The following is a 25,349-nucleotide window of genomic DNA, read 5'->3' as shown; positions in this document are numbered from 1 at the left end:
GCTTAGTAGGTACGGCAGGTGACGCTAGGAGTCCGGCCCCGCCGTGTCAACGGGGCCCGCGGCGGGGTGCACGTGCGCGGGTACGCCCAGGCGCGTACCGCGGGTCACACGAGTTCGCGCACCAGCAGCCCCAGCAGCCGCTCCGCCTCCGCCTCCGGGTCCTCGGTCAGCCCCGAGTGCACCGGCCCCGGCTGAACCACCGTGCTGCGCGGTGCGACGAGCCAGCGGAAGCGCCGCCCCGCGTCGTCCCCGGCCGCCTGTCCGGCCCGCGTACCGCCGCAGCCCAGTTCCTCCACCGCGCCGAGCGCGGCCCGTACGCCCACGACGTCGGCCTCGGGGTCGAGCGCGAGCAGACGGCGCTCGTCGAGGTAGATGCGCGCGCACAGGTACGAGTGCGCCCGGCAGTACACCAGCACCCCGGCGTTGATCTGCTCACCGCGTTCGATCCGCGGCACGACGCGCAGCAGCGCGTACTCGAAGACCTCGCGCCCGCTCATCGCGTCCCCCTCCGCCCCGGCTTGGCCTTGAGCCACCCCGGCGCCTTCGACGGCCTGTCCGCACTGCGCTCGCCGATGACGATCCGCTCGTGCACCCGCGGCGCCCGGGCGGCCAGCGTCTCGACGTACGCGGCACGCACCTCCGCCGGCGAGCCGAACCCCGGCTCATCCTCCAGCCACTCGTCCGGCACCTCGGCGACCGCCTCGGCCAGCAACTCGGCCGTCACCCGCGGCGCCAGCTCCGCCGCCGCGGCGGCCACATCCGGGCCGAAGGGGGCGAGCGCGTGGTCGGAGGCGTCGTACGGCTTGTCGGCGGCGGCCGGGGCGGAGGGCCAGTTGTGGTGCCAGATCACAGTGGCGCCGTGGTCGATGAGCCACAGATCACCGTGCCAGACCAGCATGTTGGGATTGCGCCACGACCGGTCGACGTTGCCGACCAGCGCGTCGAACCACACCACCCGGCCGGCTTCCGGGGCGTCGACCCGGAAGGCCAGCGGGTCGAAGCCCAGCGAGCCGGGCAGGAAGTCCATGCCGAGGTTGAGCCCTCCGCTGGCCTTGAGCAGCGCCTGCACCTCCTCGTCCGGCTCGGAGCGCCCGATGACCGGATCGAGCTGGAGCCCGACCAGATCCGGCACCCTCAGCCCCAGCCGCCGCGCCAGAACCCCGCTGACCACCTCGGCGACCAGCGCCTTGCGGCCCTGCCCCGCACCGGTGAACTTCATGACGTACGTGCCGAGGTCGTCCGCCTCGACGACGCCGGGGAGCGACCCGCCTTCACGCAGAGGTGTGACATAGCGGGTCGCAGTGATTTTTTGCAGCATTTCTCAGGCCATCCAGCTCTTCAACCTTGGAATCGACAGTGGAGGGCTGCGCTACCGGCCTCCGGCATGAAGGGAGCATAGTAACCGAGCGTAATGACTGCCGCCGCCTGCGCCCGTGCCCGAGCGGCACGTCCCGCGCGGTCGTCGGCCGCTTCCCGCGCGGTCCGGTTTCCTGACCGGATCCTGACCGGCCCCTGGCAGGCTCCCCGCCGACCGTGATCTCCGAAAGGGAGCCGACTCCATGACCGAACACCCCACATCGACCCGCCGCACCCTTCTGGCCGCGCTGGGCACCGCCCCGCTGGCCGCCGGCGGCGTACTGACCGCGGCCGGCTCATCCCACGCCGACGGCTCGTCCGGCTGGGGCGAGATACCCCGCACCCTGCGGCCGGGCGGCGAACTCGACCGGTACATCGCCCGGATGGCCGCGGAGGACAGGTTCTCCGGCACCGTCCTGCTGACCCACCGGAGCGCGACGGTGCTGTCCCTCTCCCACGGCTGGGCGGACAAGGCACGGCGGATCCCCAACGGACCGGACACCGTCTTCGTGCTCGGCTCCATCGCCAAGGCGTTCACCGCCGTCGCGATCGCCCGGCTCGCCGCGCGGGGAGACGTGGCCTATGGCGGCACGGTCGGCTCCTACCTCGACGGCTTCCCGGACGAGGTCGCACAGCACGTCACCGTCCATCAGTTGCTCACCCACACCTCCGGCCTCGGCGACTTCCACACCCCCGAGTTCTTCGAGGAGGCGAAGAACTGGGACACGGTCGAGGAGTTCTGGGACGGCGTCATGGCGGCCGTACGGGCGCTGAAGCCGGAGTTCACGCCGGGCACCGGGGAGACCTACAGCAACGCGGGCTTCGTCATCCTGGGCGCGATCGTGGCGCAGGTGACCGGACGGTCCTACTACGACTCCATGCGTGAGCACCTCTTCACCGCGGCACACATGGACAGCAGCGACTTCTTCACCCAGCCCGAGATCGTCGCCGACCGGCGCGTCGCCCACCCCTACGCACTGCGGGACGGAGAACACGTCGACATCATCGACGACAACCTCCTGATCGGCACACCGGCGGGCGGCGCGTTCGCCAGCGCACCGGACATGATCCGCTTCGCGCACGCCTTCCAGGACGGCAGGACGCTCCTCGACCATGCCGGCGCCCGGCTCGTCTCCGGCCCGAAGCTCCCGCTGTCCCTGGACAACGACAGGTTCGCGGCCTACGGGATGACCGCCCGCCTCACCAACGGCCAGTGGTCCTACGCGAAGAACGGCGGCTTCCAGGGGGCGAGCAACAACATCGAGTGGTTCCCCGAGTCCGGCTGGGTCGCGGCGGTGCTGTGCAACTACGCCGACTCGGCAGAACCCGTCAGCGACAAGGCCCGCGCTCTCATCACCGCCTGACCGCCTGCGGGACCGTACTGTGCGAAGCCGGCCGACGCGCCGGTGCGCGGGGACGGCCCGTGGGCCGCGCCGGTGGCCCCCTCCCTGACGGTCGGGCACCGGCGCGGGCCCCGGGTCAGGCACACGGGCCGGCCCTGCGCGGGAGCCGGATGGTGAACGCCGAGCCGGTGCCGGGAGTGCTGGTGACCTCGATGGTGCCGTGGTGGGCCTCGACCAGGTGGGTGACGATGGCGAGGCCCAGGCCGCCGCCGGTGGTTCGGCTGCGGGAGGGGTCGGCACGGTAGAGCCGGTCGAAGACGTGGGGCAGGTGCTCGGGGGCGATGCCGCAGCCGGTGTCGGCGACGATGAGCGTCACCGTGTCCCGGTGCCCGTCGTCCTCGTGCCCGTCCACGGTGACCTCCACCGATCCGCCGGGCGTGTGGCGGACCGCATTGGAGACGAGGTTGCCCAGCGCCTGGCGCAGCCGGACCGGATCGGCGTGCACGGGGACGGGCCCGGTCGCGGTGAGGCGCAGGTCCACTCCGGACGCCCGGGCGGCGGCGCGGTGTGCCGCGACGGCCTGCCCGGCGATGTCGGTCGCGTCGGTCTCCTCGGGGTGGATGCGCAGCATGCCGGCGTCGGCGAGAGCGAGGTCCTGCAGGTCCGCGACCAGCCGTTCGAGCAGAGCGGACTCCTCGATGAGGGAGCGGATGAGGCCGGGGTCGAGCGGGAGGACGCCGTCCTGGGCCGCTTCGAGGTGGCTGCGGACGTTCGCGAGAGGGGTACGCAGTTCGTGGGCGACGTCCCCCACCATCGTCCTGTGCCGCCGGTGGGCGGTGTCGATCGAGGCGGCCATGGTGTTGAAGGCGTCCGCGAGCCGGGTGAGCTCGTCATTACCGCGCACCTGCGGGACTCTGGCCGTGTGGTCGCCCGCCGCCATCCGCCGGACGGCACGGGTCAGCATGCGGACCGGGCGGACCACGCGCCTGCCGGCCAGGGCCGTGACCGCGGCGGTGACGAGCAGCACGGTGGCGGCGGTCGTGGCCGTCCGCCACCGGCCCTCCCGGGAGAACGGGTCGAACCGGTCGCTCTCACCGAGGTACAGATCGGCGGGTGCGGCGACGTAGGGCCGCTTCGCCTCGGCCCGTGCGGTGTCCGCACACTCTGTCCACTCCGGGCTCTTCGCGGTGACGGGCCGGACGGTGCCGTCCTCGACCACGTACGGGAGGTCGCGCTCGTCGAGGCAGGCGGCGGCCCGCTCGGCGATCTCGGCCTGGAGGCGGCGGTCGGCCGCCGACGGCGCGAACAGCGCCGCGGGGACGCACGGGTCCGCCGGGTCCGGAGCCTTTGCATCGCCCCGGCCGCCCCCGCCCGGGCCGTCGGCACGGTGCAGGGTGCGTCCGTCTCCCGTGCCGGTGCGGCGCGCGCATTCCACCGCTTCCTCGGCGAGGGCCCGCCGCTGTCGCCGCTCCTCCCCGGTGAGCTGCCAGCCGTAGAACCCGAGCTCTCTTCCGGGTCCCCTGGCGACGACCGTGGCCACCGCGGTGATGTCCGGGGCGGGCTCGGCGGATGCGTCGATCCGGGCCGCGGGCGCCGGTGGCAGTCCGGCGCGCCGGCCGCCGAGGAGCAGCGCCGAGTCCGCGATCGTCCTGCCGTCCGCATCGGTGAGGGCGATACGCCGTCCGGTGTCCGTCGCAAGGTCGCGCACGAGGGAATCGACGCCGTCCCAGCGGGGGTGCTCGTTGGCGTAGGTGTACAGCGCGTCGAGGATGTGGCCGTCGGTGGCCGGCAGGGAAGTGCCGCCGGCCGGTTCGTCCCGTGTCTGGGCGCCCGTGCCGTAGGTGACGAGCAGCGCGGTGGCGGTGATGGCGAGCGTCGCGACCGTGAGCGAGAGACCGAGCAGCCTCAGCAGCAGACCGCGCTGCTTCTTACGGCGCATCCCCGCTCCCGCCCTGTGGGAGGTCGGCCAGCTTGTAGCCGATGCCGTACACGGTGAGCAGGTATCGCGGCCGGGTGGGCGCCGGCTCGATCTTGCGGCGCACATTCATCACGTGCATGTCGATGGTGCGGCCGGTCACCTCCCGGCCGAACCCGCCGACGCGCTCCAGAAGGAGCTGCCGGGTGAACGCCCGTCCCGGCGCGGCGGCCAGACTGGCGAGCAGGGTGAACTCGGCCGGCGTCGTGTGCACCGGTACGCCGTCGACCTCGACCTGGTGGCGTACGGGGTCGATGACCAGACCGCCGACCCGGTAGCGCTCCGGTTCCGCGCGAGCGGCCCGGGCGGTGCGGCGCAGCACCGCGTGGATCCGGGCGAGCAGCTCGCGCGGCCGGTACGGCTTGGTGAGGTAGTCGTCCGCGCCCAGCCTCAGGCCCTGTAAGAGGTCGTCCTCACCGGCACGCGCGGTGAGCATGATGATCGGAACGTCCCGTTCGGACCGCAGGGTCCGGCACACGTCCAGACCGCCGATCGCCGGGAGCATCAGGTCGAGCACCAGCATGTCCGGCGTGCATCGCCGGGCCCGGTCGATGGCGGCCCTGCCGTCGTGCACGACGGTGGCCTCGTGTCCGTCGCGTTCGAGGTAGCGGCGGATCAGGTCCGCCTGTTTGCGATCGTCCTCGGCGACCAGGATGCGAGCTGGCATGGCGGGAGTCTGCCGCACGTACCTGAATCCACCATGAGAACGAGGCCCACCGCCGTCCCCGGCGGGCGGGTCAGCCGACCGCGGGAGGCCGCAGCCTCAGGTAGGCGGCCACCGCGGAGACGAGGAGGATCACGCAACCGGCGAACACCAACCCGGCGTCGCGCACCCCCAGTTCCAGCGTCAGGGCCCCGACCCCGACCACCGGCAGCGAGATGCCCACGTACGCGAAGACGAAGAACGCCGAGAGCGTCGCGCTCCGCCGCAGTTCCGGCGCCGCCGCGCCGACCATGGTCAGTCCCGCGCGGAAGGACAGGCCCTGTCCCACACCGCCGGTGACGGCGCCGACGACGAGGACCGGCAGCGACTCCGCCAGCAGCGAGGCCCCGATGGCCAGGAGTCCCAGGACGAGCACCACGCAGCCCAGGGGGAGGGCCTTGACCGGGCCGACGCGCCCCATGAGCAACTGCCCCCCGGTCGAGGCGCAGAAGACGGCGAAGACGACGGCGCCGACCACGGCGAGGTCGTGTACGCCCAGCACCGTCTCCATGAAGTCCGGGGCGACCGCGGTGAACACCCCCAGCACGGAGAAGCCGGCGAAGGCCGCCAGCGCGGAGGGCACGAACACGCCGCGGACGGCAGGAGGGATCGTCATGCCCTGAGGGCGCAGGGCGGGCCGGGGACGGGCGCGGTGCACCGTCTCCGGAAGCATCCGGATGACCGCGGCGGCGACCGCCATGAGAGACAGGTGGACGAGGAACGGAAGCGTCAGCGGCTCGGGGGCGTACTCGGCCAGGATGCCGGAGACGAGGGGGCCGAGGCCGAGGCCGCCCATGTTGGCGGCCGTCGCCGCGAAGGCGGCGCGCGAGCGGCGCTCCGGCGGCGCGAGGTCCAGGACGGCCGCGGTGGCCGTGCCGCTGAACAGGCCGGCGGAGAAGCCGGAGAGGACCCGGCCGGCGAAGAGCAGAGGCAGCCCGTCCTCGAACACGAAGCACAGGGCGCTTCCCGCGGCCAGACCCGCGGCACACAGCAGGACCGGCCGCCGGCCCAGGATGTCGGAGAAGTCGCCGGCCGCCAGCAGGACGACGATGACACCCAGCGCGTAGACGGCGTAGACCACCGTGACGATCAGCTCGGAGAAGCCGATCTGCTGCCGGTAGAGCCCGTACAGCGGGGTCGGCAACGTCGTGCCGAGCATGCCCGCCGCGAAGACACCGGCCGCCGCCAGATATCCCGGCCGGAAGGTTCGCGGACGGTGGGGAACCTCGCGATCGGCCACGCTTCACCTGTCACCCGTGCCCGGAACGGCGGCCTCGGCCCCGCGGCCGGCCATCACATTCCTTCGGGGGAAGGGCCCGGGACCGGGGTGGCCGCGGCGGTGATCCTGTCGATGCCGGCGAGGTCGTCCGTGCTCAGGGAGAGGTCGGCTGCCGCGAGGCTCTCGTCGACGTGCCGGGGGTTGCGGGTGCCGACGATGGCCACGTGCACGGCCGGATGCGCCAGCGTCCATGCGAGGGCCAGTTGGCCGACGGACATGCCGCGGGCGGTCGCGAACTCCCGCAGTTCCCGTACGACGGCGAGGTTGCGGCGGTAGATCTCACCGCGGAACACGCTGCTCCTGCTGCGCCAGTCGTCGGCGGGGAAGACGGTGTTCTCGTCGAGCGTCCCGGTCAGCAGGCCGTGGGCAAGCGGCCCGTAGACCAGAACGCCGATGTCGTTCCGGCGCGCGTAGGGCAGGAGCGCGTCCTCAGCCTCGCGGCGGAACAGGTGGTACGGCGGCTGCAATGTCTCCACCGGCAGGGTCTCGGCGAACGCGGACATCTGCGCGGTGCTGTAGTTGGACACACCGACATGCCGGATCTTGCCCGAGTCGACCATCTCCCCCAGTGCACCGGCGGTCTCGGCGACGGGCACGTTCGGGTCGGGCCAGTGCATCTGGTAGAGGTCGATGTAGTCGACGCCGAGCGCCGTCAGGCTGGCGTCCACGGCCGCGCGCAGCGTCTCGGCGCGGGCGTCGCGGGCGATGCCGGTGTCCGTCCGGCGCAGCCCGCCCTTGGTGGCGATCACGAGTTCGTCGCGGTTCCTGCCGAGCTCCGTCCGCAGAGCGTCGCCGAGAAGTCGTTCCGACGCGCCGAACCCGTAAGCCTGGGCGGTGTCGAAGAAGGTGACCCCCTGCTCGTGTGCCCGGCGGATCGCGGCTGTCGCCTCCTCCTCCGCGAAGCCGCCCCAGTCCCCGCCGAGCTGCCAGGTGCCGAACGCCACGCGGGACACCTTCATACCGGTCCTGCCCAGCGTGGTGTGCCTCAAGGCCGCCTCCCGCGAAAGAGGGAACATCTACCTGCCGAAGGGAAGTTCACACCGCCTGCCTAGCCCACGGCGCCACGGGGCCCGGGGAGGCGCGCGCCCGGCTCACCCCGACGGACGTACGCCCGGGTGGCGGCCCGGGTGAGGGCCCGGACGGCAGGGACGGCATGGCCAGGAGGCGGGGTACTTGGTGGACGATCCTCGTGCTTTCAGCGGCAGGGGGAACCGTCGGCGGCGCGCTGTACCTGACGCCGGCCAGTGCGGCCGTCTGGGACGACGGCGGCGGGGACAGTGCCGGAAGGAGCACCTCCGCGGGACGACTCGGGGCCGTCCGGGCGTTCCAGGAGACCTTCCGGCTCAGGCCGCGCGGCACCACTGACCCGTTGGGCTCCCGGTCGTCGACGAGGTCTGCGGCTCGCGGGCCACGTGCAGCAAGCCGCTGCGCGGCGGCATCGCGGTGACGAGACCCAGCAACGGCTGCTCGCTCGGCTTCACGGCCTACGAGAACGACCACCCGAAGCGGAAGTTCGCGATCACGGCCGGCCACTGCGGCAAGAAGGACGAGCGAGTCCGGCATCCAGAACGGGCAGATCGTGTGCCTGTCCGCCCGGTTCAACCCGGAGAACGGCAACGACTGCGGCACGGTCGACGGCGTCGTCGGCAACGGCTGCATCCGCGTCGTGGGCCACGACGCCTGCCCCGGTGACAGCGGCGGCGGGTGGTACCGCCCCAGCCGCCTGACGCGCACCGGCGCGGCGTGCCCGGCGTCGCCGCCCTGAGGGCGGGTACGCGCCCGCCCCGGCGCCCGCCGGGCGCGTTCCGGACCGCCGCCGGGATCTCCCTCTGGCGGCGGCGGCCGATCTATGGGCATGGTCTCGGTCATGAACGCACACCGCGCGCCCGAGTTCCCCCGCCACCTCGCCCGTACCCGCAAGTTCACGCTGGGCCTGCCCCACGGCGCGACCGTCTCGCCCGACGGTGAGCGCGTGCTGTTCCTGCGTACCGGGAGCGGTACGGACGCCGTGGCGCGGCTGTGGCTGTACGAGGGGGGTGTGGAGCGCGAGCTGGCGGATCCCGCCGGGCTGGTGCGCGGCGGGGCGGAGCCGGAGGCGGAGCGGGTGCGGCGGGAGCGGGCGCGGACGCGGACGGCGGGGGTCACCTCGTACGCCACGGATTCCGCCGTCCGGCTCGCGGTGTTCGCGCTGGCCGGCGAGGTGTGGGCGGTACGCACCGACGGCTCGGCACCGTTCCGGCTGCCCACCGCCGGGCCCGCCGTCGATCCGCGCGTCTCTCCCGACGGTGCCTTCGTCGCGTACGTCACCGGGGGTGCACTGCACGCCGTTTCCGTCGAGGGCGGCGAAGACCGGCTCCTCGCGGCGCCCGAGGGTCCGGACGTGACCTACGGGCTGCCCGAGCACGTCGCCGCCGAGTCGATGCACCGCGACCGCGGCCACTGGTGGGCCCCCGACGGCGGGGCGCTGCTCGTCGCACGCGTGGACGAATCCGGCGTGCAGCGCTGGCACCTCGCCGACCCCGCCGACCCGGCGGCCGAGCCGCGTACCGTGCGCTATCCCGTCGCCGGCACGGCCAACGCGGACGTCTCCCTGCACGTGGTCACGCTGGCCGGCCGCCGTACCGAGGTGCGGTGGGACCGGACGGCGTACGAGTACCTGGCCACCGTCCGGTGGGACGCCCACGGCCCGCTCCTCGGTGTGCAGAGCCGCGACCAGCGCACCCTGCTCACGCTCGCCGCCGCCCCGGACACCGGGGAGACCCGCGTGCTGGCCGAGACGCGCGACGCGCACTGGACCCGGCTCGTGCCGGGGGCCCCGGCCAGGTCCGCGTCGGGCGCGCTGCTGCGGGTCACGAACGACACCGCCACGGACACGTACCGCCTGGTCCGCGACGGCGAGCCCGTCACGCCCGCCGGGCTGCAGGTGCGCGCCGTGCTCGGGGTCGCGGGAGAGCGGGTGCTGTTCACGGCGGCGGAGAACCCGACGGAGCGGCATGTGTGGTCGTACGAACCGGGGGCCGGCTGCACGCCGCTGACCGACGAGCCGGGGCACCACACGGCGGCGGCCGGCGGCGGGACGACGGTCCTGGAGAGCGTGACGTCCGCCGGGCCGGCGACGCGGGTGCTGGCAGCGGGGCGGCCGGCGGCGGCGCTGGTCTCCCACGCCGAGGAACCGTCGATCCGGCCCCGCCCGCGTCGGCTCGACGGGCCCGACGGGCTGTGCAGCAACCTTTTCCTGCCCTCGTGGCACACCCCCGGCGACGGCCCGCTGCCGGTGCTGCTCGACCCGTACGGCGGGCCGGGGCTGCGGCTGGCGGTTCCGGCGCGCGGGTGGTGGACGCTGGTCTCGCAGTGGTTCGCGGAACAGGGGTTCGCGGTGCTGGTCACCGACGGGCGGGCCACGCCCGGCGCGCCGTCGTGGGAGCGGCTGAACACCGGCGACAAACGGGACACGGCCGTCGCCGACCAGGTACGGGGGCTGCAGGCGGCGGCGGCCGGCCACCCGGACCTCGATCTGGACCGGGTCGGCATCCGCGGATGGTCGTTCGGCGGTTTCCTCGCCGCGGCGGCGGTGCTCACCAGGCCGGACGTCTTCCACGCCGCCATCGCGGGCGCGCCCGTCACCGACGCGCGGCTGTACGACACGCACTACCAGGAGCGCTTCCTCGGGCACCCCGAGAAGCATCCCGGGCACTACGACCGGTCGTCCCTCGTGGGCCTCGGCCACCGGCTGCGCCGGCCCCTGCTGTTCGTCCACGGCCTCGCCGACGACAACGTCGTCGCGGCCCACACCCTGCGGCTGTCCGCCGAGCTGCTGGCCGCGGGCCGGCCGCACAGCGTGCTGCCGGTGCCCGGCGCGTCGCACATGATCTCCGACGACGCGATCGCCGAGAATCTCCTCTGGTTCGAGCTGGCGTTTCTGCGGCGGGAGCTGAACGCCGGCCCTCCGGCGTACGTATGAGGGCGCTGAGGCACACGATCAGAACGCCGGGCCCGCCGGCCCAAGGCGGACGACCGGCGCACCAGGAAAGGGCCCCACCATGACGCAATCCCGCAACCCGGCCCGGCTCACCGCCCGCCGTACCGTCGTGGCCGCCGTCGGCGCCGGCGGCCTCACCACCGCACTTGCCGCCTGCGGCGACGACCCGGGCGAGGAAGGCGGCCCGGGCGACTCCGGCGCCGACGAGGTGAAGCCGGAGGAGGGCGGCGGAGACGACGGCGCGCAGCTCGGTACCACGAGCGAGGTACCCGAGGGCGGCGGCAAGATCTTCAAGGAGGCGAAGGTCGTCGTCACGCAGCCGGAGCCGGGCGAGTTCAAGGCGTTCTCCGCGGTCTGCACGCACCAGGGCTGTATCGTCAGCAGCGTTGAGGACGGCACGATCAACTGCTCGTGCCACGGCAGCAAGTTCGCCATCGCGGACGGCAGCGTCGCCCAGGGGCCGGCAACGCAGCCGCTGCCCGCGGAGGACGTACAGGTCGACGGGAACGCCCTGCGCCGGGGCTGACCGCGCACAGGGCATACGGCACGGGCGTACGTGAGACGGGACGCGCCGGGCGGCCACGAGCGGACCGGGCCACCGGCCCCGTGCCCCCTTCGCACCGGGCCGCGCTCCTCACAGGGCGCGGCCCGTCGCCTGGAGCGCGCGTACCGCCTCCCTGATCGACGGCCGGCGGTCGGCGTCGGAGCGCCAGATCGCGTAGATGTGCCGGTGCATCGCGCCGCGCACGGGCAGGATGCGTACGCCCGGGGGCACCGGCCCGCGCCCCAGCCGCGGCGCGACGGCCACGCCGAGGCCCGCGGCGATGAGCGCGAGCTGCGTGTGGTGCTCCTCCGCGGTGTGGGCGATGCGCGGCTCGATGCCCTTGGCGCGCAGCGTGAACATCAGCCAGTCGTGGCAGAACTCGCTCTCCGGCCAGGAGATCCAGTCGTCGTCCGCGAAGTCCTCCAGGACGACGTCCGCACGCTGTGCCAGCGGGTGGCCCGCGGGCACGGCGACGTCCGCGAGGTCGTCGAGGAGCGGCGCCCGGGAGAGGCCGGGAGGCAGCGGCAGCGGTTTGTTGTACCAGTCCAGGACGATGCCGAGGTCGTGGTCGCCGCGCATCACACCGGGCACCGTCTCGTCCGGCTCCTGTTCGCGCAGCCGTACGCGCAGCTCGGGGTGGTCCCGGCGCAGCGCCGTGAGCGCGGCGGGGAACAGCCCGCGGGCGGCGGTCGGGAAGGCCGCGAGCCCCAGCTCCCCGACGGGCCGGCCGCGGTGCGCCTCCAGCTCGGACTGCGCCGCCTCGACCTGCGACAGGATCCGGGTGGCGTGCTCGGAGAGCAGCCGGCCGGCGTCGGTGAGGCGGATGCCGCGGCCGTTCTTGGCGAGGAGCTGCTGCCCGGTCTCCCGCTCCAGCTTGGCGAGTTGCTGGGAGACGGCGGAGGTGGTGATGTGCAGCGCGTCGGCCGCGGCGCTCACGGAGCCGTGCCGGGCCACGGCGGCCAGGGTGCGCAGGCGCTCCAGGTTCAACATGTAAGCGATGCTACGAGATAGACGCCATAAAGTCTCGCTTGTGCTACGAGGAAGGTGTGGCTCACCGTAGTTCCATGACCACGGCACCGGCAGCAGCCACCGACCCGGCCACGCCCCCGGCCCCCGCGTCCCGGCGGGCCCTCCTCGACTGGCGCGTCCGCTTCGCCGCCCTCGGGACTGTCTGGGGCTTCAGTTTCCTGCTCATCAAGGTCGGCACGGACGGCTTCGCCCCGTTGCAGGTCACGCTCGGCCGGATGGCCTTCGGCTCCGCCGTCCTGGTCGCCGCGCTCGCCGTACGCCACGAGCGGCTGCCGCGCGGCACCCGCACGTGGGCGCACATCGCGGTGGCCGCGTTCTTCGTCAACGCGCTGCCCTTCTCCCTCTTCGCCTACGCCGAGCTGCACATCAGCTCCTCGCTCGCCGGGATCTGCAACGCCACGTCGCCGCTGTGGGCGATGCTGATCGCCCTCGTCGCGCTGCGGGAGGACCGGCCGACGCGCCGCCGGGTCGCGGGCCTGGGCGTCGGGTTCGCCGGGGTGCTGATCGTCCTCGGCGCCTGGCGGGGCTCCGCCGGCCAGGACCCGCTGGGCACCGTCCTCGCGCTGCTCGCCGCGGCCTGCTACGCCGTCGGCTGGATCTACGTCCGCCGCACGCTCACCGGCAACGGGCACTCCCACCTGTCCCTGGCCGGTGCCCAACTACTTCTCGGCACCGCCCAGTCGGCCGTGGCCACCGCGCTCTTCACCTCGGCACCGACGGCGTTCCCGGCCGGGCCGCTGCTGGCCGTCGTCACGCTGGGCGTACTCGGCACGGGGCTCGCGATGCTCGTGCAGCACGGGCTGGTCGCCGACGTGGGGCCGACGACCGCGAACACGGTCACGTACGTCATCCCGGTCGTCGCCACGGCCGCGGGGGTCGCCCTGCTGGGCGAGGAGCTGACCTGGAACACGCCGGTGGGCGCGGCGGTGATCCTTGCGGGCGCGGCACTGTCGCGCGGCAGGCGGCGGGCGGATCGGACATAGCGGCGCCGATACGGGAGGTCCGTACCGGCGCCGCGTGACTGCCTGTGCTTCGCGCACGCCCTCTCAGACCCACCGCCGTCCGGGCGCGGGGCGTACCGCCGCCGCCACCGCGTCCGCCAGGGGTTCCACGTCCCCGGCACCCAGCGGCGAGACGGTCAGCCGGATGCCCGGCGGCGAGGCAAGACGGAAGCGGGCGCCGGGGGCCACCGCCCAGCCGGCCCGCAGGAGTTGCGTGACCACGGAGGTCTCGTCCGGCACCGGCAGCCAGACGTTCATGCCGGTGCGCCCGGTGGCCTCGACCCCGCGCCGCCGCAGCGCCGTCAGCAGCGCCTCGCGCCGCTCGCCGTACGAGCGGGCGACCGCCTCCGGGTCGTGGACGCCGCTGCCGCGCAGACGGGCGACGGTGTCCTGGAGGAGCCGGCTGACCCAGCCGGGACCGAGGCGCTGGCGGCCCGCGATCCGGTCGACGGTGACCCGGTCCCCGGTGAGCACCGCGAGCCGCAGGTCCGGCCCGTACGCCTTGGCGGCGGAGCGCACCGCGAGCCAGTGCCGCGCAGCGCCGGCCAGCGACTGGAAATCCACGTCGACGATCGCGTGACCGTGGTCGTCCTCGATCAGCAGCACCTCCGGGTGCCGGGCCAGGACGGCGCGCAGGTCGTTGGCGCGCGCCGAAGTGAGCGCGGCGCCGGTCGGGTTCTGCGCGCGGGAGGTCACGACCAGGGCGCGCGCTCCGGCAGCCAGGGCCGCCGCCACGCGCTCCGGCAGCGGTCCCTCGTCATCCAGTTCCACGGGCACCGGGCGCATGCCGAGAGCGGGCACCAGATCGAGCAGGCTCCCCCAGGCGGGGTCCTCGACCGCGACCGCGTCGCCGGGGCGCAGATGGGCGGTCAGTGCGCGCTCGATCGCGTCGAGCGAGCCCGAGGTGACGGCCACGGCTCCGGGCGGCACGCCGTCGGCGTCGAAGTCGGCGCGGGCCAGCCGGGACAGTTCGGGGGCGACGCCCTCGTCGCCGTAGAGCACGGGACGGGCCGCGTGGCGCTCGGCCGCGGCGGCGAGGGGCCCGGCGAGCGGGGGCAGGAGGGCGGGGTCGGGGTTGCCGGTGGACAGGTCGCGGGCGCCGGGCGGCACGGCGACGCTGATCTGCTCGCGGGGGGCGGTCGCGGGCCGGGCCCGCACCCGGGTGCCGCGCCGGCCGGCGGTCTCGACGACGCCGCGCTCGCGCAGCAAGCGGTAGGCGGCGGCCACCGTGTTCGGGTTGACCGCCAACTCCGCCGCCAGCGCGCGCAGCGGCGGCAGCGCGGCGCCGGGCGGCAGCGCGCCCGCGCCGATGCCGCGCTCGATGCTGGCAGAAATCTCCGCTGCACCCCGGCCTTCGATCCGATACTCTCCTAGCACAAAGGAGATATTGCACTAGTGCAATAAGGATTGCAAGTCGCCGATCGCCGCCCGCAGGCGGCACGCACCACCGAGCACCGAGGGAGCCGCCCGTGTCCACCACGCCCCCCGCCGCCTACCGCGCCACCGACCGCACCGTGCCGACGCGCTCCCGGGAGCGCGCGTCGTACGACCGCGCCGCGGTGCACTCCGTGCTCGACGCCGGCTACGTCTGCCACCTCGGCTTCGTCCGCGACGGCCGACCCGTCGTCCTGCCCACGCTCTACGCCCGTGTCGGCGAGCAGGTGTACGTGCACGGCTCCACCGGCTCCCGCCCGCTGCGCACCGCCGGGCGGGCCGGGGACAGCGGGCTGCCGGTGTGCCTGACGGTCACCCACGTCGACGGGCTGGTGCTGGCCCGCTCCGCGTTCCACCACTCGATCAACTACCGCTCCGCGGTGCTGCACGGCGACGCGTACGCCGTGACCGACCACGACGAGCGCACCATGGCCCTGGACGCGATCGTCGACCACATCGTCCCCGGCCGGGCCGACGACTCCCGGCGCGCGAACGCCAAGGAGCTGGCCAAGACGGCGGTGCTGCGGCTGGCCGTCGAGGAGGTCTCCGTCAAGATACGCACCGGCGGCCCCGACGACGAACCGGAGGACCTGGAACTGCCGTACTGGACGGGGGTGGTGCCGGTCGCGCCCGTGTACGGCGCGCCCGTACCGGCCGACGACCTGGCGCCGGGCATCGAGCCGCCCGGCTACCTGCCCGCGGGCTGACCCGGCGGCGGCACGTCCGCGGCGGCGGGTGTCGCCGGCCCGTCGCCGGACGGCCCCCCGGCCCTGCTCCCCGGCGGCAGGTTCCCGGCGACCGGCTCGGCGCGCTCCGCCGGACCCGACGCCGGTCCGGGCACCGCGAGTTGCGCGGTGAACGCGCCGATGAGCACCAGCGCGCCGCCCACGAGCTGGGCCGCGCCCAGGTGCTCGGCCAGCAGCACCCACGCCAGCACGGTCGCGACGACGGCCTCCAGACAGGCGACGACGCCCGCCACCGGCGGCGAGAGCCGGCGCACCGCGAGAACGCCGAACAGGTACGCCAGCACGGTCGTCACCAGGACGATCCAGAGGATCAACGTCCAGGCCGGCGGCCGGATGCCGCCGAGTTCGGCGCGCTCGCCCAGCAGGGACCACCTCAGGTTCCAGGGCCGGGACACGAGGGTGAGCACGACGGCGCCCACGATCAGCCCGTACGAGATGACGCCCAGCGGGTGCGGCGCCCCGCCGTCCGCGGCGTCGGTGCCGTGCCCGGCGAGCACGAAGTACGCGCACTGGCAGCACGCCGCACCGAACGCGAAAAGCAGTCCGAGCACGTCGAAGCCGAGACCGGCCCAGACTTCGACCACGCACGCCAGCCCGGTGACCGCGAAGAGCACGCCGACGGCCGCCTGCCGGGTCACCGGCCGCCGCTGGACGAACCGCACCCACCCCAGCACCAGCGCGGGGCCGAAGTACTCGATGAGCAGCCCCACCCCGACCGGGATCCGGGCGATGGCCTCGAAATAGAACGCCTGCACGCCGGCGACGGCCAGTACACCGAACCCTGCGAGCAGCGCCGGCCGTTGCCGTACCAGCGCACGGTGCCGCCAGGCGAGCGGCAGCAGCACCAGGGCGGCCCCGGCGATACGCAGCCACACCACGTGCAGGGACTCCATGCCCTGCTCGATGAGCGGCTTGGCCGCCACCCCGGAACCGCCGAACGCGAGCGCGGAGGCCAGCGCGAGCCCGAGCCCCGCGCGCCTGTCGGATGACTGCTGCATGCGGGTGATTATGTCAGCGCCGTACATGAGTGTCACTCTGCGTTGCTCCTGACAGGAGGCGTGCGGGAGCAGACCGCGCATCCTCCCCCGCGGACGCGGGCATCCACTCGGTGGAACCGATCGCTCCCCGCGCGGGTCCAACGACCGACACCCCACGATCTGGTCACTTCGAGCAGCCAGGGGGCAGACATGACACGACAGCCCGGCCGCGCCCGCACCCGCATCGCCCTCGCCGCCCTCGCGGCGGCGGGGCTGCTGGCCGCAGGCTGCGGCACGACCTCCGACGGAGAGCGCACGGACGCCGCCGGCGACTCCGCGCCCCGGCCGGCGCAGGGCGCCGACGGGAACGACGGCGCGCAGCACGGGGACGGAGCCCGGCAGGACGCGACCGGCCGGGACGGCGCAACCCCCGAGAAGGCGGCCGGGGACGGCACCGGGGACGAGGGCCCGGCCGCCGAGCCGCTCAAGGCGGAACCGAAGACGGCCGCCGGTGATCCGGCCGCGGCCCCCTGGTGCCGTACGGACGACCTGTCGGCGTCCGTACGCCCACTCAACCCGGCGGCGGGCAACCGCTATGCGGCGCTCGTCCTCACCAACGACTCGGACGCCACGTGCCGCACCCGCGGCTGGACCGGCCTGCAACTGGTCGGGGCCGACGGCGGCGACGTTCCGACCGAGGTGGTACGGGACCGCAGCCGCACCCCGTCGATGCAGACCCTCACCCCCGGCTCCTCGGCGTGGAGCCGGCTGCACTGGACGGTGGTGGCCGGCGACGCGGACGACGCGAACGGCACCTGCCGGCCGAAGCCGACGGAGCTGCAGGTCATCCCGCCCGACACGTACCACCACACGGACACCGCGTGGCGGCTCGGCGAGGTCTGCGACGCGGGCCGCATCGAGGCCCTGCCGCTGGCGGAGGGTGACGGCCCGGCGCGGTGACGGCGGCGGTGCCCGCGCGGCTGAGCCGCGGTGCCCGGACGGCCGGACCGGGCACCGGGGCTCAGTTCTCCTCGGCGAGGATCAGGTAGAGCTTCTTGCGGGCGTCGTTGACGATCGCCAGCGCCTCCTGGCGCTGCTCGGGAGTGCCCGTGGTGTACACCTGCCGGAACGCCTCGGCGAGGGCGAAGCCCGACTGCCGGACCTCCTGCAGCGCCTCCCAGTCGACTGAGCGCCCGGCGTCCTCCCAGGGCGCCTCGGGCCCGGACTCGGCCTCCTCCCGCCCGGCACCGGTGAGCGAGAAGAGCTTCTTGCCGCCCTCCGTGGCGCTGACGATCAGCTCTTCGTCCTCCAGCAGTTGCAGCGTGGGATAGACCGAGCCGGGACTCGGCTTCCACGCGCCGCCGCTGCGCTCGGAGATCTCCTGGATCATCTCGTACCCGTGCATGGGCCGGTCCTTGAGCAGCGCCAGGATCGATGCCCGCACGTCACCGCGGCGCGCGCGGCCCCGCGGGCCGCCGCGACCGCGGCCGAAGGACGGCCCGAAGGGCGGGCCGAACCCGCCGAAGGCCGAGCGGCGCCCATCCCGCGAGCGGTGTCCGTATCGATGTGATCGCATGCGTCATCACCTCTTCCAGAACTCTTCTACGATCGGTTGCGACACATCGACGATATATCGGAAACACTTGCGGGACAAGCCGCCGCGCCGGGCCACGATGACCTCGCCGCAACCACCGGCTTTCCAGGTCGACGACGTGGGATTCGGCGTCGCGCGTTCTGCCGCGCGTGGGTCCACGTCGAGCGCGGCCCGGCCCGCGCGGGGTCGATCCGGCGCTAGCGTGAACCTCATGACGGCTGAAGACGAGGCGCTGGCCGGCGGGATGATGAACGCGGGGGCGGTCTTCCGCCGGGGGGAGTTGGTGGAGCGACCGGCACCGCGCAACGCACGCGCCCTGCATGCCCACCTCCTTGCGCTGAAGGAGCAGGGCTTCGACGCGGCGCCGGCCCCTGTCGGCCTCACCGCGGACGGCCATGAGCAGCTGACCTTCATCCCTGGCGACGTGGCTCTGCCGCCGTTCCCGGACTGGGCGATGACAAGTTCTGCCCTCGCATCGGTGGGAAGCCTGCTGCGGCGTCTCCATGAGACCAGCGCGGCCGTCACGGTCGACACCCGCGCCGAGTGGCCCCCGGACCTCGCCGACCCGGAGGGGGGAACGATGCTGTGCCACAACGACGTGTGCCCGGAGAACGTCGTCTTCCGCGACGGTCGTGCCGCGGCCCTGATCGATTTCGACTCGGCGGCCCCGGGCCGTGCCCTCTGGGACGTCGCCATGACCGCCCGCTACTGGGTGCCCATGCTTGATCCCGAGTCCGCGGCCGCCCTCCATCCCCACGGGCTGGATGCGGCCGTACGGCTGCGGATTCTTGCCGACGGCTACGGTCTCCCGGCAGGGGACCGTGCCGCGTTGCCCGGCGTCATCGAGCAGGCCACGGAGGTCTGCCGGGCCTTCGTCGCCCGCCGTGCGGCCGACGGAGATCTCGTCTCTCTCCGGGTGTTGGCCGAGCGTGGTGGATGGGAACGCTGGGACCGCATGCAGACCTGGCTGGTGGATCACCGTCAGACGTTCACAACCGCCCTGCTGGACTGACCGGTCTGGACATTCGAGGACAGATTCACCAAAGCACCGCTCTGCGTTGTCGGTACGCCTTCCGACGGCAGCGCCGGGAGCACGTTCGGCGCCGTGACCTGCCGCGTCCTTCGGGCAGGGGGCCCGAACATACTGCATCCGATCAGCGATCAGCGGCACAGGCCACACGACGAAGCCCCCGGGGGAGCCGCTCGCCCCCCGGGGGGCCGGTGCCTGCGCTACGGCCGCCGCGGCGTCACTGGATGTTGACGTCGATGCAGGCGTAGAAGGCGTTGCTGGTGTCGTACACGTTCCAGACGGCGAGGACCTTCTGCCGGCCGGTGATGTTGCCGAAGTTGACCGTGTGGCTGAACTGCGAGGGCGGCTGGGCGCCGCCGTCGTTGAACTCCGCGACCTTCTGACCGCCGACGAAGTACTGCCACGTGCTCGTGCGGTGGTTGGCGGTGATCTGCCAGTTGAACGCCTGGGTCCGGTTGATCGTCGTGACCGCCCAGCCCTTGCTGTCGTCGTTCAGTTCGGCGAACCGGCTGTTCCCGCCGTGGCAGGTCGTCTGACCCTTGGGCCCTTCGACGCTCTGCGGCTCCCACTGGATCTGACCGCACGAGACGGTGCCCGCCTTGCACTGCTGCTGCCGGCTGGGCGGCGAGGTGATCCAGCCGTGCGCGTTCGCCTGCGGAGCCGGGAGGGCGAGGACCACCATCGGAGCCACGGTCGCGGCGACGACCGCTACACGCTTTTTGAGACTGCGCATCTTGTCTCTCCCTGCATGGGGGGGGCATTGGTCTAGACTTTATCTTTTGTCGGACCACCGTCAAGGGTGTGGACCAGGGAGACCGCCGCCTTGCGCCCGGCGGGCAAGGCCGGAACTGCTCATTCCGTAGGCAGCCACCCCACCTTTCCCGCCAGCAGCGCGTACCCCACGAACGCCACGATGTCGATGAAGGCGTGCGCCGCCACCAGCGGCCCGACCCGCCCCCAGCGCCGGTACAGCAGGACGAACAGCACACCCATCACCGCGTTGCCGACGAAGCCGCCGATCCCCTGGTACAGGTGGTACGACCCGCGCAGCAGCGAGCTGGCCGCCAGCGCCGCCACCGGGGTCCAGCCCAACTGGTCCAGCCGGCGCAGCAGATAGCCGACGACGATGACTTCCTCCACCACGGAGTTCTGCACCGCGGAGAGGATCAGCACCGGGATCTTCCACCACACGTCCGGCAGCGACTCCGGCACGACGGTCAGGTTGAACCCCGCCGACCGCGCGCCCAGGTAGAACGCCAGCCCCGTGCCGCCGACCACCGCCGCCACGGCTGCGCCCCAGCCCAGGTCGAAGCCCGGCCGCCGGTGGTCGAACCCCAGCGCACCCAGCCCGCCCGCGCGCTCGCGCACCAGCAGGTACGCCACGAGCGCCACCGGTACCAGCGCGGTGGTGATGCCGAAGAGCTGCCACGCGAGGTCCAGCCACGGACGGCCGGGCGCGGCCGAGGAGTTGAGGTTGGCCGGCTGCTCCTTCAGCCCGCCCGGCCGGGTCACCGAGCCGATGAAGCTGATCAGGGCCGAAACCGCGCTCGCGCCCAGGGACAGCGCCAGCACCAGCAGCGTTTCGCTGCTCAGCAGCCGACGGGACTGGTCCTGCACTCGCTCCTCCAATTGGTCAATCCCTCCCCATGGGCCCGACCGTGTCGCTAGGGTCGCCGAAAAAACATGTGACCAATATGCGGCTGTCCGGGGGGACGATCATGAGACGACACAGCTTGCCCGACGCGTACGGAACGGACGGCGCCGTGCTGCGGCGCAGCGTACGGGGCCGCACCGTGGTCATCACGACCGCCCTCGTCCTGGCGATCGGGGCGGGGACGCTGGTCGCCGCCGAGACCGGACTGCTGCCCCAGGACGAACCGTGCGGGGGGCCGGACCTCGAACTCGCCGTCGTCGCCTCGCCCGACATCGCCCCCGTCGTCCGCAGGACCGCGGAACGCGCGCGCAAGGCGGAGCTGAAGTCGGACGGCCGCTGCCTGGACGTCGAGGTGACCGCGCGGCCCGCCGCCGAGGTCGCCCAGTCGCTGCGCCGCGAGGACGCACGGCCGGACTTCCAGGTCTGGATCCCCGACTCCAGCGTCTGGACGGGCATGGTCACCGCCGCCGGCGACGGCGCGAGCATCGACGAGGTGACCCGGCTGGCCAGTTCGCCCGTGGGCATGGCCGTCCTCCCGGAGGGCGCCCGCACACTCGGCTGGCCCGAGAAGACCTACGGCTGGGCCGAGCTGGTGGACGCCGCGATGGGCGAGGACGCCGGCCTGCGCCTCGGTACCGCGGACCCGGCCGCGAGCGCCACGGGCGCGCTGGCGCTGACCGCGATGCACCGCGCCGGCGGCGAGGACGCGAACACCCGTACCGCCGCCACCGCCAAGCTGCTCGCCGAACGCGTCGAGCCCGGCGACACCGCGGTGCTGGCCTCACTCCCCGACGCCGGTCTGGACGACCCGCGGGACAACGACGCGCTCTTCCTCTCCGAGCAGGCCGCCTTCCGCCACAACGCCGACGCGGGGACCGGCCGGCGGCTCAACATGTTCTACCCCGAGGGCGGCACGTTCGCCCTCGACTACCCCTACGCCATCGTCAACAACGACGCCATGGCGATGGACCGGGTCCGGGCCGCCAGCCGCTTCCAGCGCCTGGTGACCGGCGCCAAGGCCACCGAACTGCTGCGCCGCCAGGGCTTCCGCTCCCCCGAAGGACACCCCGACGCGGAGCTGGCGATGGCCGCGGGCGGCGCCGCTCCGCAGCCCTTAGGCGCGCCGCGCGCGGAGCCGCCGGTCCCCGACGAAGTGGCCTCGGTCCTCGGCATGTGGACCGTCACCATCCAAAGCGCCCGGCTGACCGCCGTGGTCGACGTCTCCGGCTCGATGGGCGAACCGGTGCCGGGCGAGCCGGGGCAGACCCGTATGGACGTCACGAAGAACGCGCTCATCCAGGCGCTCGCCCAGTTCACCGGCGAGGACGAGATCGGCCTGTGGCGCTTCTCCACCCGGCTGCAGGGAGAGCAGGACTTCGAGGAGGTCGCCGGCACCACCCGGCTGGCGCAGCGCACCGACGACGGCACCAGCCACCGCGAACGCCTCGCCAACGCCTTCGGCGGCCTCCAGCCGGTGACGGGCGGCGCGACGGGCCTGTACGACACGGCGCTCGCCGCCTACGAGCGGCAGGTCAAGGAGTACGCCCCCGGCCGCTTCAACGCCGTCGTGCTCCTCACCGACGGCGCCAACGAGGACCCGGGCAGCATCTCCGCCGAGGACCTTGCCGCACGGCTGCGCGACGCCGCCGACCCCGACCGGCCCGTGGGCCTGATCGCCATCGGCATCGGGCCGGAGGCCGATATCGAGGCGTGCGGGCGGATCGCGAAGGCCGCCGGCGGCGCCTCGTACCGGGTGACGGACCCCAAGGAGATCCACGCGGTGCTGCTGCGGGCGGTGACGGACGCCGGCGCCCAGGCCGCGCTGTCCTGAGCCGTACGGGGCGGCCCGGGACCCGTACGGGCCGGGGCGCGGGCCCTGCGCACCGGTGCCGCCCGGTCCGCCACCGTGCCCGCCGTCAGTCCGCCGGCCAGCGGTGCACCGGCTCCTCCGTGCGGGTCAGCTCCACATACCGCCGCGTCATCTCCGCGAGCGCGGCGCCCCGGTCGAGACCGCGCCCCAGCGCCCGGTGGAACGCCGCCGACTGCCACGACGCCCCGTTGACCCGGCGCCGGCAGCGCTCCTCGATGACGCCGAGGTAGCGGTCCCGGTCGGCGGGGTCGACGCCCCAGGCGTCCAGCCCGGAGGCGGCCATGGGCAGCAGTTCGTCCCGTACGAGCTTGACCACCGGTACCCGCGCCACCCCGCCGAGCCGCCGCCGGCCGGGCCACACGAGCGTGGCGTCGATGCCGTCCCGGCAGGCGGCGGCGAAGTTGGCCGCCGCTGCGTCGAAGGGCATCCGGCCCCAGACGGGCCGCTGCTCGTCGGCGAGGCTGCGCACCAGCCCGTAGTAGAACGCGGCGTTGGCGACGACGTCGGTGACGGTCGGGCCCGCGGGCAGCACCCGGTTCTCCACCCGCAGGTGCGGGACGCCGCCGGCGATGTCGTACACCGGACGGTTCCAGCGGTAGACGGTGCCGTTGTGCAGCACCAGTTCCGACAGCTCCGGGAGTCCGCCCCCGTCCAGTACGCTCAGCGGATCCTCCGCGGAGCACAGCGGCAGCAGCGAGGGGAAGTAGCGGATGTTCTCCTCGAACAGCTCCAGCGGCTCGGTGACCCAGCGCTCCCCGAACCAGGCCCGCGGGCGCACGCCCTGCGCGCGCAGCTCCGGCGGCCGGGTGTCGGTGGCCTGGAGGAACAGCTCGGGCCGCGACTCGCTCAGCAGCTCGCGGCCGAAGACGAACGGCGCGTTGGCGCCGAGCGCGATCTGCACGGCCGCCGCCGCCTGCGAGGCGTTCCAGACGTCCGCGAACCTCCCGGGGGTGACCTGGAGATGGAGCTGGACGGAGGTGCACGCGGCCTCGGGGGCGATGGAGCCGGTGGTGTACGTCAGCTCCTCCACCCCGCGCATGTCGAGGTGGATCTCCTCTCCCCGGGCTGCGAGGATCTGCTCGTTGAGCCGGTGGTAGCGGTCCACCTCGGAGAGGTTGGCGGAGACCAGATCCGCGCCGGTCAGCGTCGGCAGGATGCCGATCATCACGATCCCGGCGTCCACCTCGCGCGCCTGCCGGTCGGCGTACCACAGCCCGGTGCGCAGCTCCTCCGCGAGCTGGTCGAGCACCCGGCCGGCGAGCCGGTGGGGCGCGATGTTGACCTCCAGGTTGAACTGGGCCAGCTCGGTCTGGAAATCGGGGCTGGCGATGCGCTCCAGCACTTCCGTGTTCATCATGCGCGGCATGCCGTCCGCGCCCACGAGATTCAACTCGATCTCCAGCCCCATCAGGTTCTGCGGCCGGTCGAATCTCTTCTCCTCCAGCAGTCGCTCCAGCGCCGCGAGACACTCGCGGAGCCGCTGCCGATAGCGGTGGCGGTCGGACAGGTCGAACCCGCCGGCCACGACCTTCTCGCCCATCGAGGTTCCTCCTCGGCTCGGCTGCCCGGGATGATGCCCAGGCGCGGGGACCCTGACGCCCGTGGCCGCCGTTCGTCGGCTACGCTGGCCGCCCGCGCCGGAGGAACTCGTTCCCACTGCACACCGCCGGGCGCGCGCCGCACCGCCCGCCGCATGGCCGCCCTCACCGATGAGATATGGCCGACCCGGGGTGCCGACCGCCACCGCGCCCGTCAGGCGATTCTCGCGGATCTTCCGGAAAGTCCAGAGAATATTCGGCCGAGAATCCCCTTGCGGAATTCACCCGGACAGCAAGGCGGAAGGACTCCCACCGGTAGTCGTATAAAATTCGCGGACGAGGCAGAGAGTTGGCGCCCCCTTGCACGGATGCGGTCCCCTCTGACCCCGCTAGCAGACAGCGCCGTCCGCATTTTGCCCCCTGCTCTGCTCCACGTCTGTCGAAGGTAGGCGACCCCTATGCCGCTCAGCGTCCTTACGCCCCCCTCCCCGGCTCTGCGCTGCGTCAACGCCGCGCTGAAGTCCCCGACGGCGGTGCGCGGGACCCGTACGCTCGCGCCGGCGTCGGCGGCCGGCCTGGCGGACGCCGCGGATCCGCTGCCCGTCCACGTCCTGGACGGTGTCGGCGCCGCCGACGGCGCGCCGCACGCGGCGCTCACCGGCTGGCGGTTCCACCTCACCGCCGAGGGCCGGGTCGTCGCCGCGGCAGAGGCGCGCCTCACCCCGGACGGCTGGGCGTTCTCGCACTTCTCCGAGGGCCCGTACGTGGCCTCGACCCAACGCGCCCTGCGCCAGGCCGAGTCGCAGTCCGCCCTCCTGCAGCCGCGGCTGCTGTCCGTGCCGGAGCTGTACATGGTGACGCTCTGGCTGCGCGCCGACACCGGCGCCCCCGCCGAGTCGGGCGCGGTCGGCCCCGCCGATCTGCTGGTGCCGCTGGCGCCCGCGCCGCCCGGCATCCGCGCCCACCGGGCGCACCGCGCCGGGGATCTGCTGCCCGCCCTGCGGGACCGGCTGGCCGGAGCGCGGCTCCTCGGCTCCTCCGCCTGATCACGGCGAGGTCACGGTCTGGTCACCGCTGTGGGCTAGTCCACTCCCGCAGGTGCGCCCCCCGAAAGGATGGTGTGGCACCGGGCAACCGCCCGCGAGAGTGATGCGTCTTCTGCCCCGGAGACCACCTGCCGGTAAATCCCTGCGAACTGCTGCGCGCGGGGGAACACTGGATGAGGAACGAGTCGACACGGGGGCGGCGATGACATCTGAAGACCGCAGGACCGAGACCACGAAACAGCGAGAGTACC

Annotated in this window: 23 protein-coding genes; 10 read left to right on the top strand and 13 right to left on the bottom strand. The window is 73.5% G+C overall.

Features of this window, described 5'->3' with window-relative positions; all coding sequences use genetic code 11:
* Positions 1–104 precede the first annotated feature (104 nt).
* Entirely contained in the window at positions 105–497 is a 393-nt protein-coding gene (locus I003_RS0102145) for a DUF3037 domain-containing protein (protein ID WP_027769981.1), read from the bottom strand.
* The gene (locus I003_RS0102140) at positions 494–1,318 is read right to left on the bottom strand and encodes a HipA family kinase (RefSeq protein ID WP_027769980.1); all 825 of its coding nucleotides are present in this window, start codon (positions 1,316–1,318) and stop codon (positions 494–496) included. Before I003_RS0102140 ends, I003_RS0102145 begins: the two co-directional genes overlap by 4 nt.
* 241 nt (positions 1,319–1,559) lie before the next feature.
* On the opposite strand from I003_RS0102140, the gene I003_RS0102135 reads away from it, so the two are divergent.
* The gene (locus I003_RS0102135) at positions 1,560–2,720 is read left to right on the top strand and encodes a serine hydrolase domain-containing protein (protein WP_027769979.1); all 1,161 of its coding nucleotides are present in this window, start codon (positions 1,560–1,562) and stop codon (positions 2,718–2,720) included.
* Between the two features lie 115 nt (positions 2,721–2,835).
* Here the strand turns inward: I003_RS0102135 and I003_RS0102130 are convergent, their stop codons facing one another.
* The 4 genes from I003_RS0102130 to I003_RS0102115 all read right to left on the bottom strand — a co-directional run bounded on the left by I003_RS0102130 (position 2,836) and on the right by I003_RS0102115 (position 7,645).
* Positions 2,836–4,638 (bottom strand): sensor histidine kinase, encoded by a 1,803-nt coding sequence (locus I003_RS0102130; RefSeq protein WP_027769978.1) that lies wholly within the window; start codon positions 4,636–4,638, stop codon positions 2,836–2,838.
* Positions 4,628–5,341 (bottom strand): response regulator transcription factor, encoded by a 714-nt coding sequence (locus tag I003_RS0102125; protein WP_027769977.1) that lies wholly within the window; start codon positions 5,339–5,341, stop codon positions 4,628–4,630. Before I003_RS0102125 ends, I003_RS0102130 begins: the two co-directional genes overlap by 11 nt.
* Positions 5,342–5,411: 70 nt before the next feature.
* The gene (locus tag I003_RS0102120) at positions 5,412–6,536 is read right to left on the bottom strand and encodes an MFS transporter (protein ID WP_027769976.1); all 1,125 of its coding nucleotides are present in this window, start codon (positions 6,534–6,536) and stop codon (positions 5,412–5,414) included.
* A gap of 134 nt (positions 6,537–6,670) precedes the next feature.
* On the bottom strand, positions 6,671–7,645 hold the full coding sequence (locus I003_RS0102115; protein ID WP_027769975.1) for an aldo/keto reductase: 975 nt from the start codon (positions 7,643–7,645) through the stop codon (positions 6,671–6,673).
* A gap of 590 nt (positions 7,646–8,235) precedes the next feature.
* Between I003_RS0102115 and I003_RS0102110 the strand changes: the two genes are divergently transcribed.
* The 3 genes from I003_RS0102110 to I003_RS0102100 all read left to right on the top strand — a co-directional run bounded on the left by I003_RS0102110 (position 8,236) and on the right by I003_RS0102100 (position 11,161).
* The gene (locus I003_RS0102110) at positions 8,236–8,421 is read left to right on the top strand and encodes a hypothetical protein (RefSeq protein WP_027769974.1); all 186 of its coding nucleotides are present in this window, start codon (positions 8,236–8,238) and stop codon (positions 8,419–8,421) included.
* A gap of 84 nt (positions 8,422–8,505) precedes the next feature.
* Complete coding sequence (locus I003_RS0102105) at positions 8,506–10,617, top strand: prolyl oligopeptidase family serine peptidase (protein WP_027769973.1); 2,112 nt, start codon at positions 8,506–8,508, stop codon at positions 10,615–10,617.
* Between the two features lie 79 nt (positions 10,618–10,696).
* Positions 10,697–11,161 carry a Rieske (2Fe-2S) protein gene (locus I003_RS0102100; protein WP_027769972.1) on the top strand — a complete coding sequence of 155 codons (465 nt, stop codon included), beginning with the start codon at positions 10,697–10,699 and terminating at the stop codon, positions 11,159–11,161.
* 108 nt (positions 11,162–11,269) lie between these two features.
* Here I003_RS0102100 and I003_RS0102095 read toward each other — a convergent pair whose 3' ends face one another.
* A complete protein-coding gene (locus tag I003_RS0102095) occupies positions 11,270–12,169 on the bottom strand; it encodes a LysR family transcriptional regulator (protein WP_027769971.1) in 900 nt (299 codons plus the stop codon).
* 74 nt (positions 12,170–12,243) lie between these two features.
* Here I003_RS0102095 and I003_RS0102090 point away from each other — a divergent pair, with 74 nt between their 5' ends.
* Complete coding sequence (locus I003_RS0102090) at positions 12,244–13,191, top strand: DMT family transporter (protein ID WP_027769970.1); 948 nt, start codon at positions 12,244–12,246, stop codon at positions 13,189–13,191.
* A gap of 63 nt (positions 13,192–13,254) precedes the next feature.
* Here the strand turns inward: I003_RS0102090 and I003_RS0102085 are convergent, their stop codons facing one another.
* Complete coding sequence (locus tag I003_RS0102085) at positions 13,255–14,586, bottom strand: aminotransferase class I/II-fold pyridoxal phosphate-dependent enzyme (protein ID WP_027769969.1); 1,332 nt, start codon at positions 14,584–14,586, stop codon at positions 13,255–13,257.
* A gap of 92 nt (positions 14,587–14,678) precedes the next feature.
* On the opposite strand from I003_RS0102085, the gene I003_RS0102080 reads away from it, so the two are divergent.
* Positions 14,679–15,350: a pyridoxamine 5'-phosphate oxidase family protein gene (locus I003_RS0102080; RefSeq protein WP_027769968.1), complete on the top strand. Its 672-nt coding sequence runs from the start codon at positions 14,679–14,681 to the stop codon at positions 15,348–15,350.
* Here the strand turns inward: I003_RS0102080 and I003_RS0102075 are convergent.
* The gene (locus I003_RS0102075) at positions 15,332–16,387 is read right to left on the bottom strand and encodes an EamA family transporter (RefSeq protein WP_486584054.1); all 1,056 of its coding nucleotides are present in this window, start codon (positions 16,385–16,387) and stop codon (positions 15,332–15,334) included. The two genes, I003_RS0102080 and I003_RS0102075, sit on opposite strands and share 19 nt — an antisense overlap.
* Before the next feature lie 189 nt (positions 16,388–16,576).
* Between I003_RS0102075 and I003_RS0102070 the strand changes: the two genes are divergently transcribed.
* A complete protein-coding gene (locus tag I003_RS0102070) occupies positions 16,577–17,326 on the top strand; it encodes a DUF4232 domain-containing protein (RefSeq protein ID WP_027769966.1) in 750 nt (249 codons plus the stop codon).
* Between the two features lie 61 nt (positions 17,327–17,387).
* Here I003_RS0102070 and I003_RS0102065 read toward each other — a convergent pair whose 3' ends face one another.
* Positions 17,388–17,942 carry a PadR family transcriptional regulator gene (locus I003_RS0102065; RefSeq protein ID WP_078563652.1) on the bottom strand — a complete coding sequence of 185 codons (555 nt, stop codon included), beginning with the start codon at positions 17,940–17,942 and terminating at the stop codon, positions 17,388–17,390.
* A gap of 229 nt (positions 17,943–18,171) precedes the next feature.
* On the opposite strand from I003_RS0102065, the gene I003_RS0102060 reads away from it, so the two are divergent.
* Positions 18,172–18,972: an aminoglycoside phosphotransferase family protein gene (locus I003_RS0102060; RefSeq protein WP_027769964.1), complete on the top strand. Its 801-nt coding sequence runs from the start codon at positions 18,172–18,174 to the stop codon at positions 18,970–18,972.
* Positions 18,973–19,207: 235 nt separating this feature from the next.
* On the opposite strand, the gene I003_RS0102055 is transcribed toward I003_RS0102060, so the two are convergent.
* On the bottom strand, positions 19,208–19,723 hold the full coding sequence (locus I003_RS0102055) for a lytic polysaccharide monooxygenase (RefSeq protein WP_027769963.1): 516 nt from the start codon (positions 19,721–19,723) through the stop codon (positions 19,208–19,210).
* Between the two features lie 119 nt (positions 19,724–19,842).
* On the bottom strand, positions 19,843–20,607 hold the full coding sequence (locus I003_RS0102050; protein ID WP_051368053.1) for a CPBP family intramembrane glutamic endopeptidase: 765 nt from the start codon (positions 20,605–20,607) through the stop codon (positions 19,843–19,845).
* 101 nt (positions 20,608–20,708) lie between these two features.
* Here I003_RS0102050 and I003_RS0102045 point away from each other — a divergent pair, with 101 nt between their 5' ends.
* Positions 20,709–22,475 (top strand): substrate-binding and VWA domain-containing protein, encoded by a 1,767-nt coding sequence (locus I003_RS0102045; RefSeq protein WP_486584053.1) that lies wholly within the window; start codon positions 20,709–20,711, stop codon positions 22,473–22,475.
* An 85-nt stretch (positions 22,476–22,560) separates the two neighbouring features.
* Here I003_RS0102045 and I003_RS0102040 read toward each other — a convergent pair whose 3' ends face one another.
* Positions 22,561–24,054 carry a glutamate-cysteine ligase family protein gene (locus I003_RS0102040; protein ID WP_027769960.1) on the bottom strand — a complete coding sequence of 498 codons (1,494 nt, stop codon included), beginning with the start codon at positions 24,052–24,054 and terminating at the stop codon, positions 22,561–22,563.
* 456 nt (positions 24,055–24,510) lie between these two features.
* On the opposite strand from I003_RS0102040, the gene I003_RS0102035 reads away from it, so the two are divergent.
* Positions 24,511–25,098, top strand: a complete 588-nt coding sequence (locus I003_RS0102035; RefSeq protein WP_027769959.1) for a hypothetical protein — start codon at positions 24,511–24,513, stop codon at positions 25,096–25,098.
* Positions 25,099–25,349: the final 251 nt, after the last annotated feature.

This window comes from Streptomyces sp. CNQ329, assembly GCF_000482585.1.
Note: the sequence above shows the minus strand (reverse complement) of the source record. Positions and strands in the feature narration are given on the sequence as shown.

Excerpts from the sequence above, each read along its gene's own strand:
- I003_RS0102140 (WP_027769980.1), bottom strand. The coding sequence starts at position 1,318 with ATGCTGCAAAAAATCACTGCGACCCGCTATGTCACACCTCTGCGTGAA.
- I003_RS0102120 (WP_027769976.1), bottom strand. The coding sequence starts at position 6,536 with ATGCTCGGCACGACGTTGCCGACCCCGCTGTACGGGCTCTACCGGCAG.
- I003_RS0102075 (WP_486584054.1), bottom strand. The coding sequence starts at position 16,387 with ATGCAGCAGTCATCCGACAGGCGCGCGGGGCTCGGGCTCGCGCTGGCC.
- I003_RS0102060 (WP_027769964.1), top strand. The coding sequence starts at position 18,172 with ATGACGGCTGAAGACGAGGCGCTGGCCGGCGGGATGATGAACGCGGGG.
- I003_RS0102035 (WP_027769959.1), top strand. The coding sequence starts at position 24,511 with ATGCCGCTCAGCGTCCTTACGCCCCCCTCCCCGGCTCTGCGCTGCGTC.
- I003_RS0102040 (WP_027769960.1), bottom strand. The coding sequence starts at position 24,054 with ATGGGCGAGAAGGTCGTGGCCGGCGGGTTCGACCTGTCCGACCGCCAC.
- I003_RS0102125 (WP_027769977.1), bottom strand. The coding sequence starts at position 5,341 with ATGCCAGCTCGCATCCTGGTCGCCGAGGACGATCGCAAACAGGCGGAC.
- I003_RS0102130 (WP_027769978.1), bottom strand. The coding sequence starts at position 4,638 with ATGCGCCGTAAGAAGCAGCGCGGTCTGCTGCTGAGGCTGCTCGGTCTC.
- I003_RS0102065 (WP_078563652.1), bottom strand. The coding sequence starts at position 17,942 with ATGCGATCACATCGATACGGACACCGCTCGCGGGATGGGCGCCGCTCG.
- I003_RS0102055 (WP_027769963.1), bottom strand. The coding sequence starts at position 19,723 with ATGCGCAGTCTCAAAAAGCGTGTAGCGGTCGTCGCCGCGACCGTGGCT.
- I003_RS0102100 (WP_027769972.1), top strand. The coding sequence starts at position 10,697 with ATGACGCAATCCCGCAACCCGGCCCGGCTCACCGCCCGCCGTACCGTC.
- I003_RS0102105 (WP_027769973.1), top strand. The coding sequence starts at position 8,506 with ATGGGCATGGTCTCGGTCATGAACGCACACCGCGCGCCCGAGTTCCCC.
- I003_RS0102135 (WP_027769979.1), top strand. The coding sequence starts at position 1,560 with ATGACCGAACACCCCACATCGACCCGCCGCACCCTTCTGGCCGCGCTG.
- I003_RS0102090 (WP_027769970.1), top strand. The coding sequence starts at position 12,244 with ATGACCACGGCACCGGCAGCAGCCACCGACCCGGCCACGCCCCCGGCC.
- I003_RS0102070 (WP_027769966.1), top strand. The coding sequence starts at position 16,577 with ATGACACGACAGCCCGGCCGCGCCCGCACCCGCATCGCCCTCGCCGCC.
- I003_RS0102145 (WP_027769981.1), bottom strand. The coding sequence starts at position 497 with ATGAGCGGGCGCGAGGTCTTCGAGTACGCGCTGCTGCGCGTCGTGCCG.
- I003_RS0102095 (WP_027769971.1), bottom strand. The coding sequence starts at position 12,169 with ATGTTGAACCTGGAGCGCCTGCGCACCCTGGCCGCCGTGGCCCGGCAC.
- I003_RS0102045 (WP_486584053.1), top strand. The coding sequence starts at position 20,709 with ATGAGACGACACAGCTTGCCCGACGCGTACGGAACGGACGGCGCCGTG.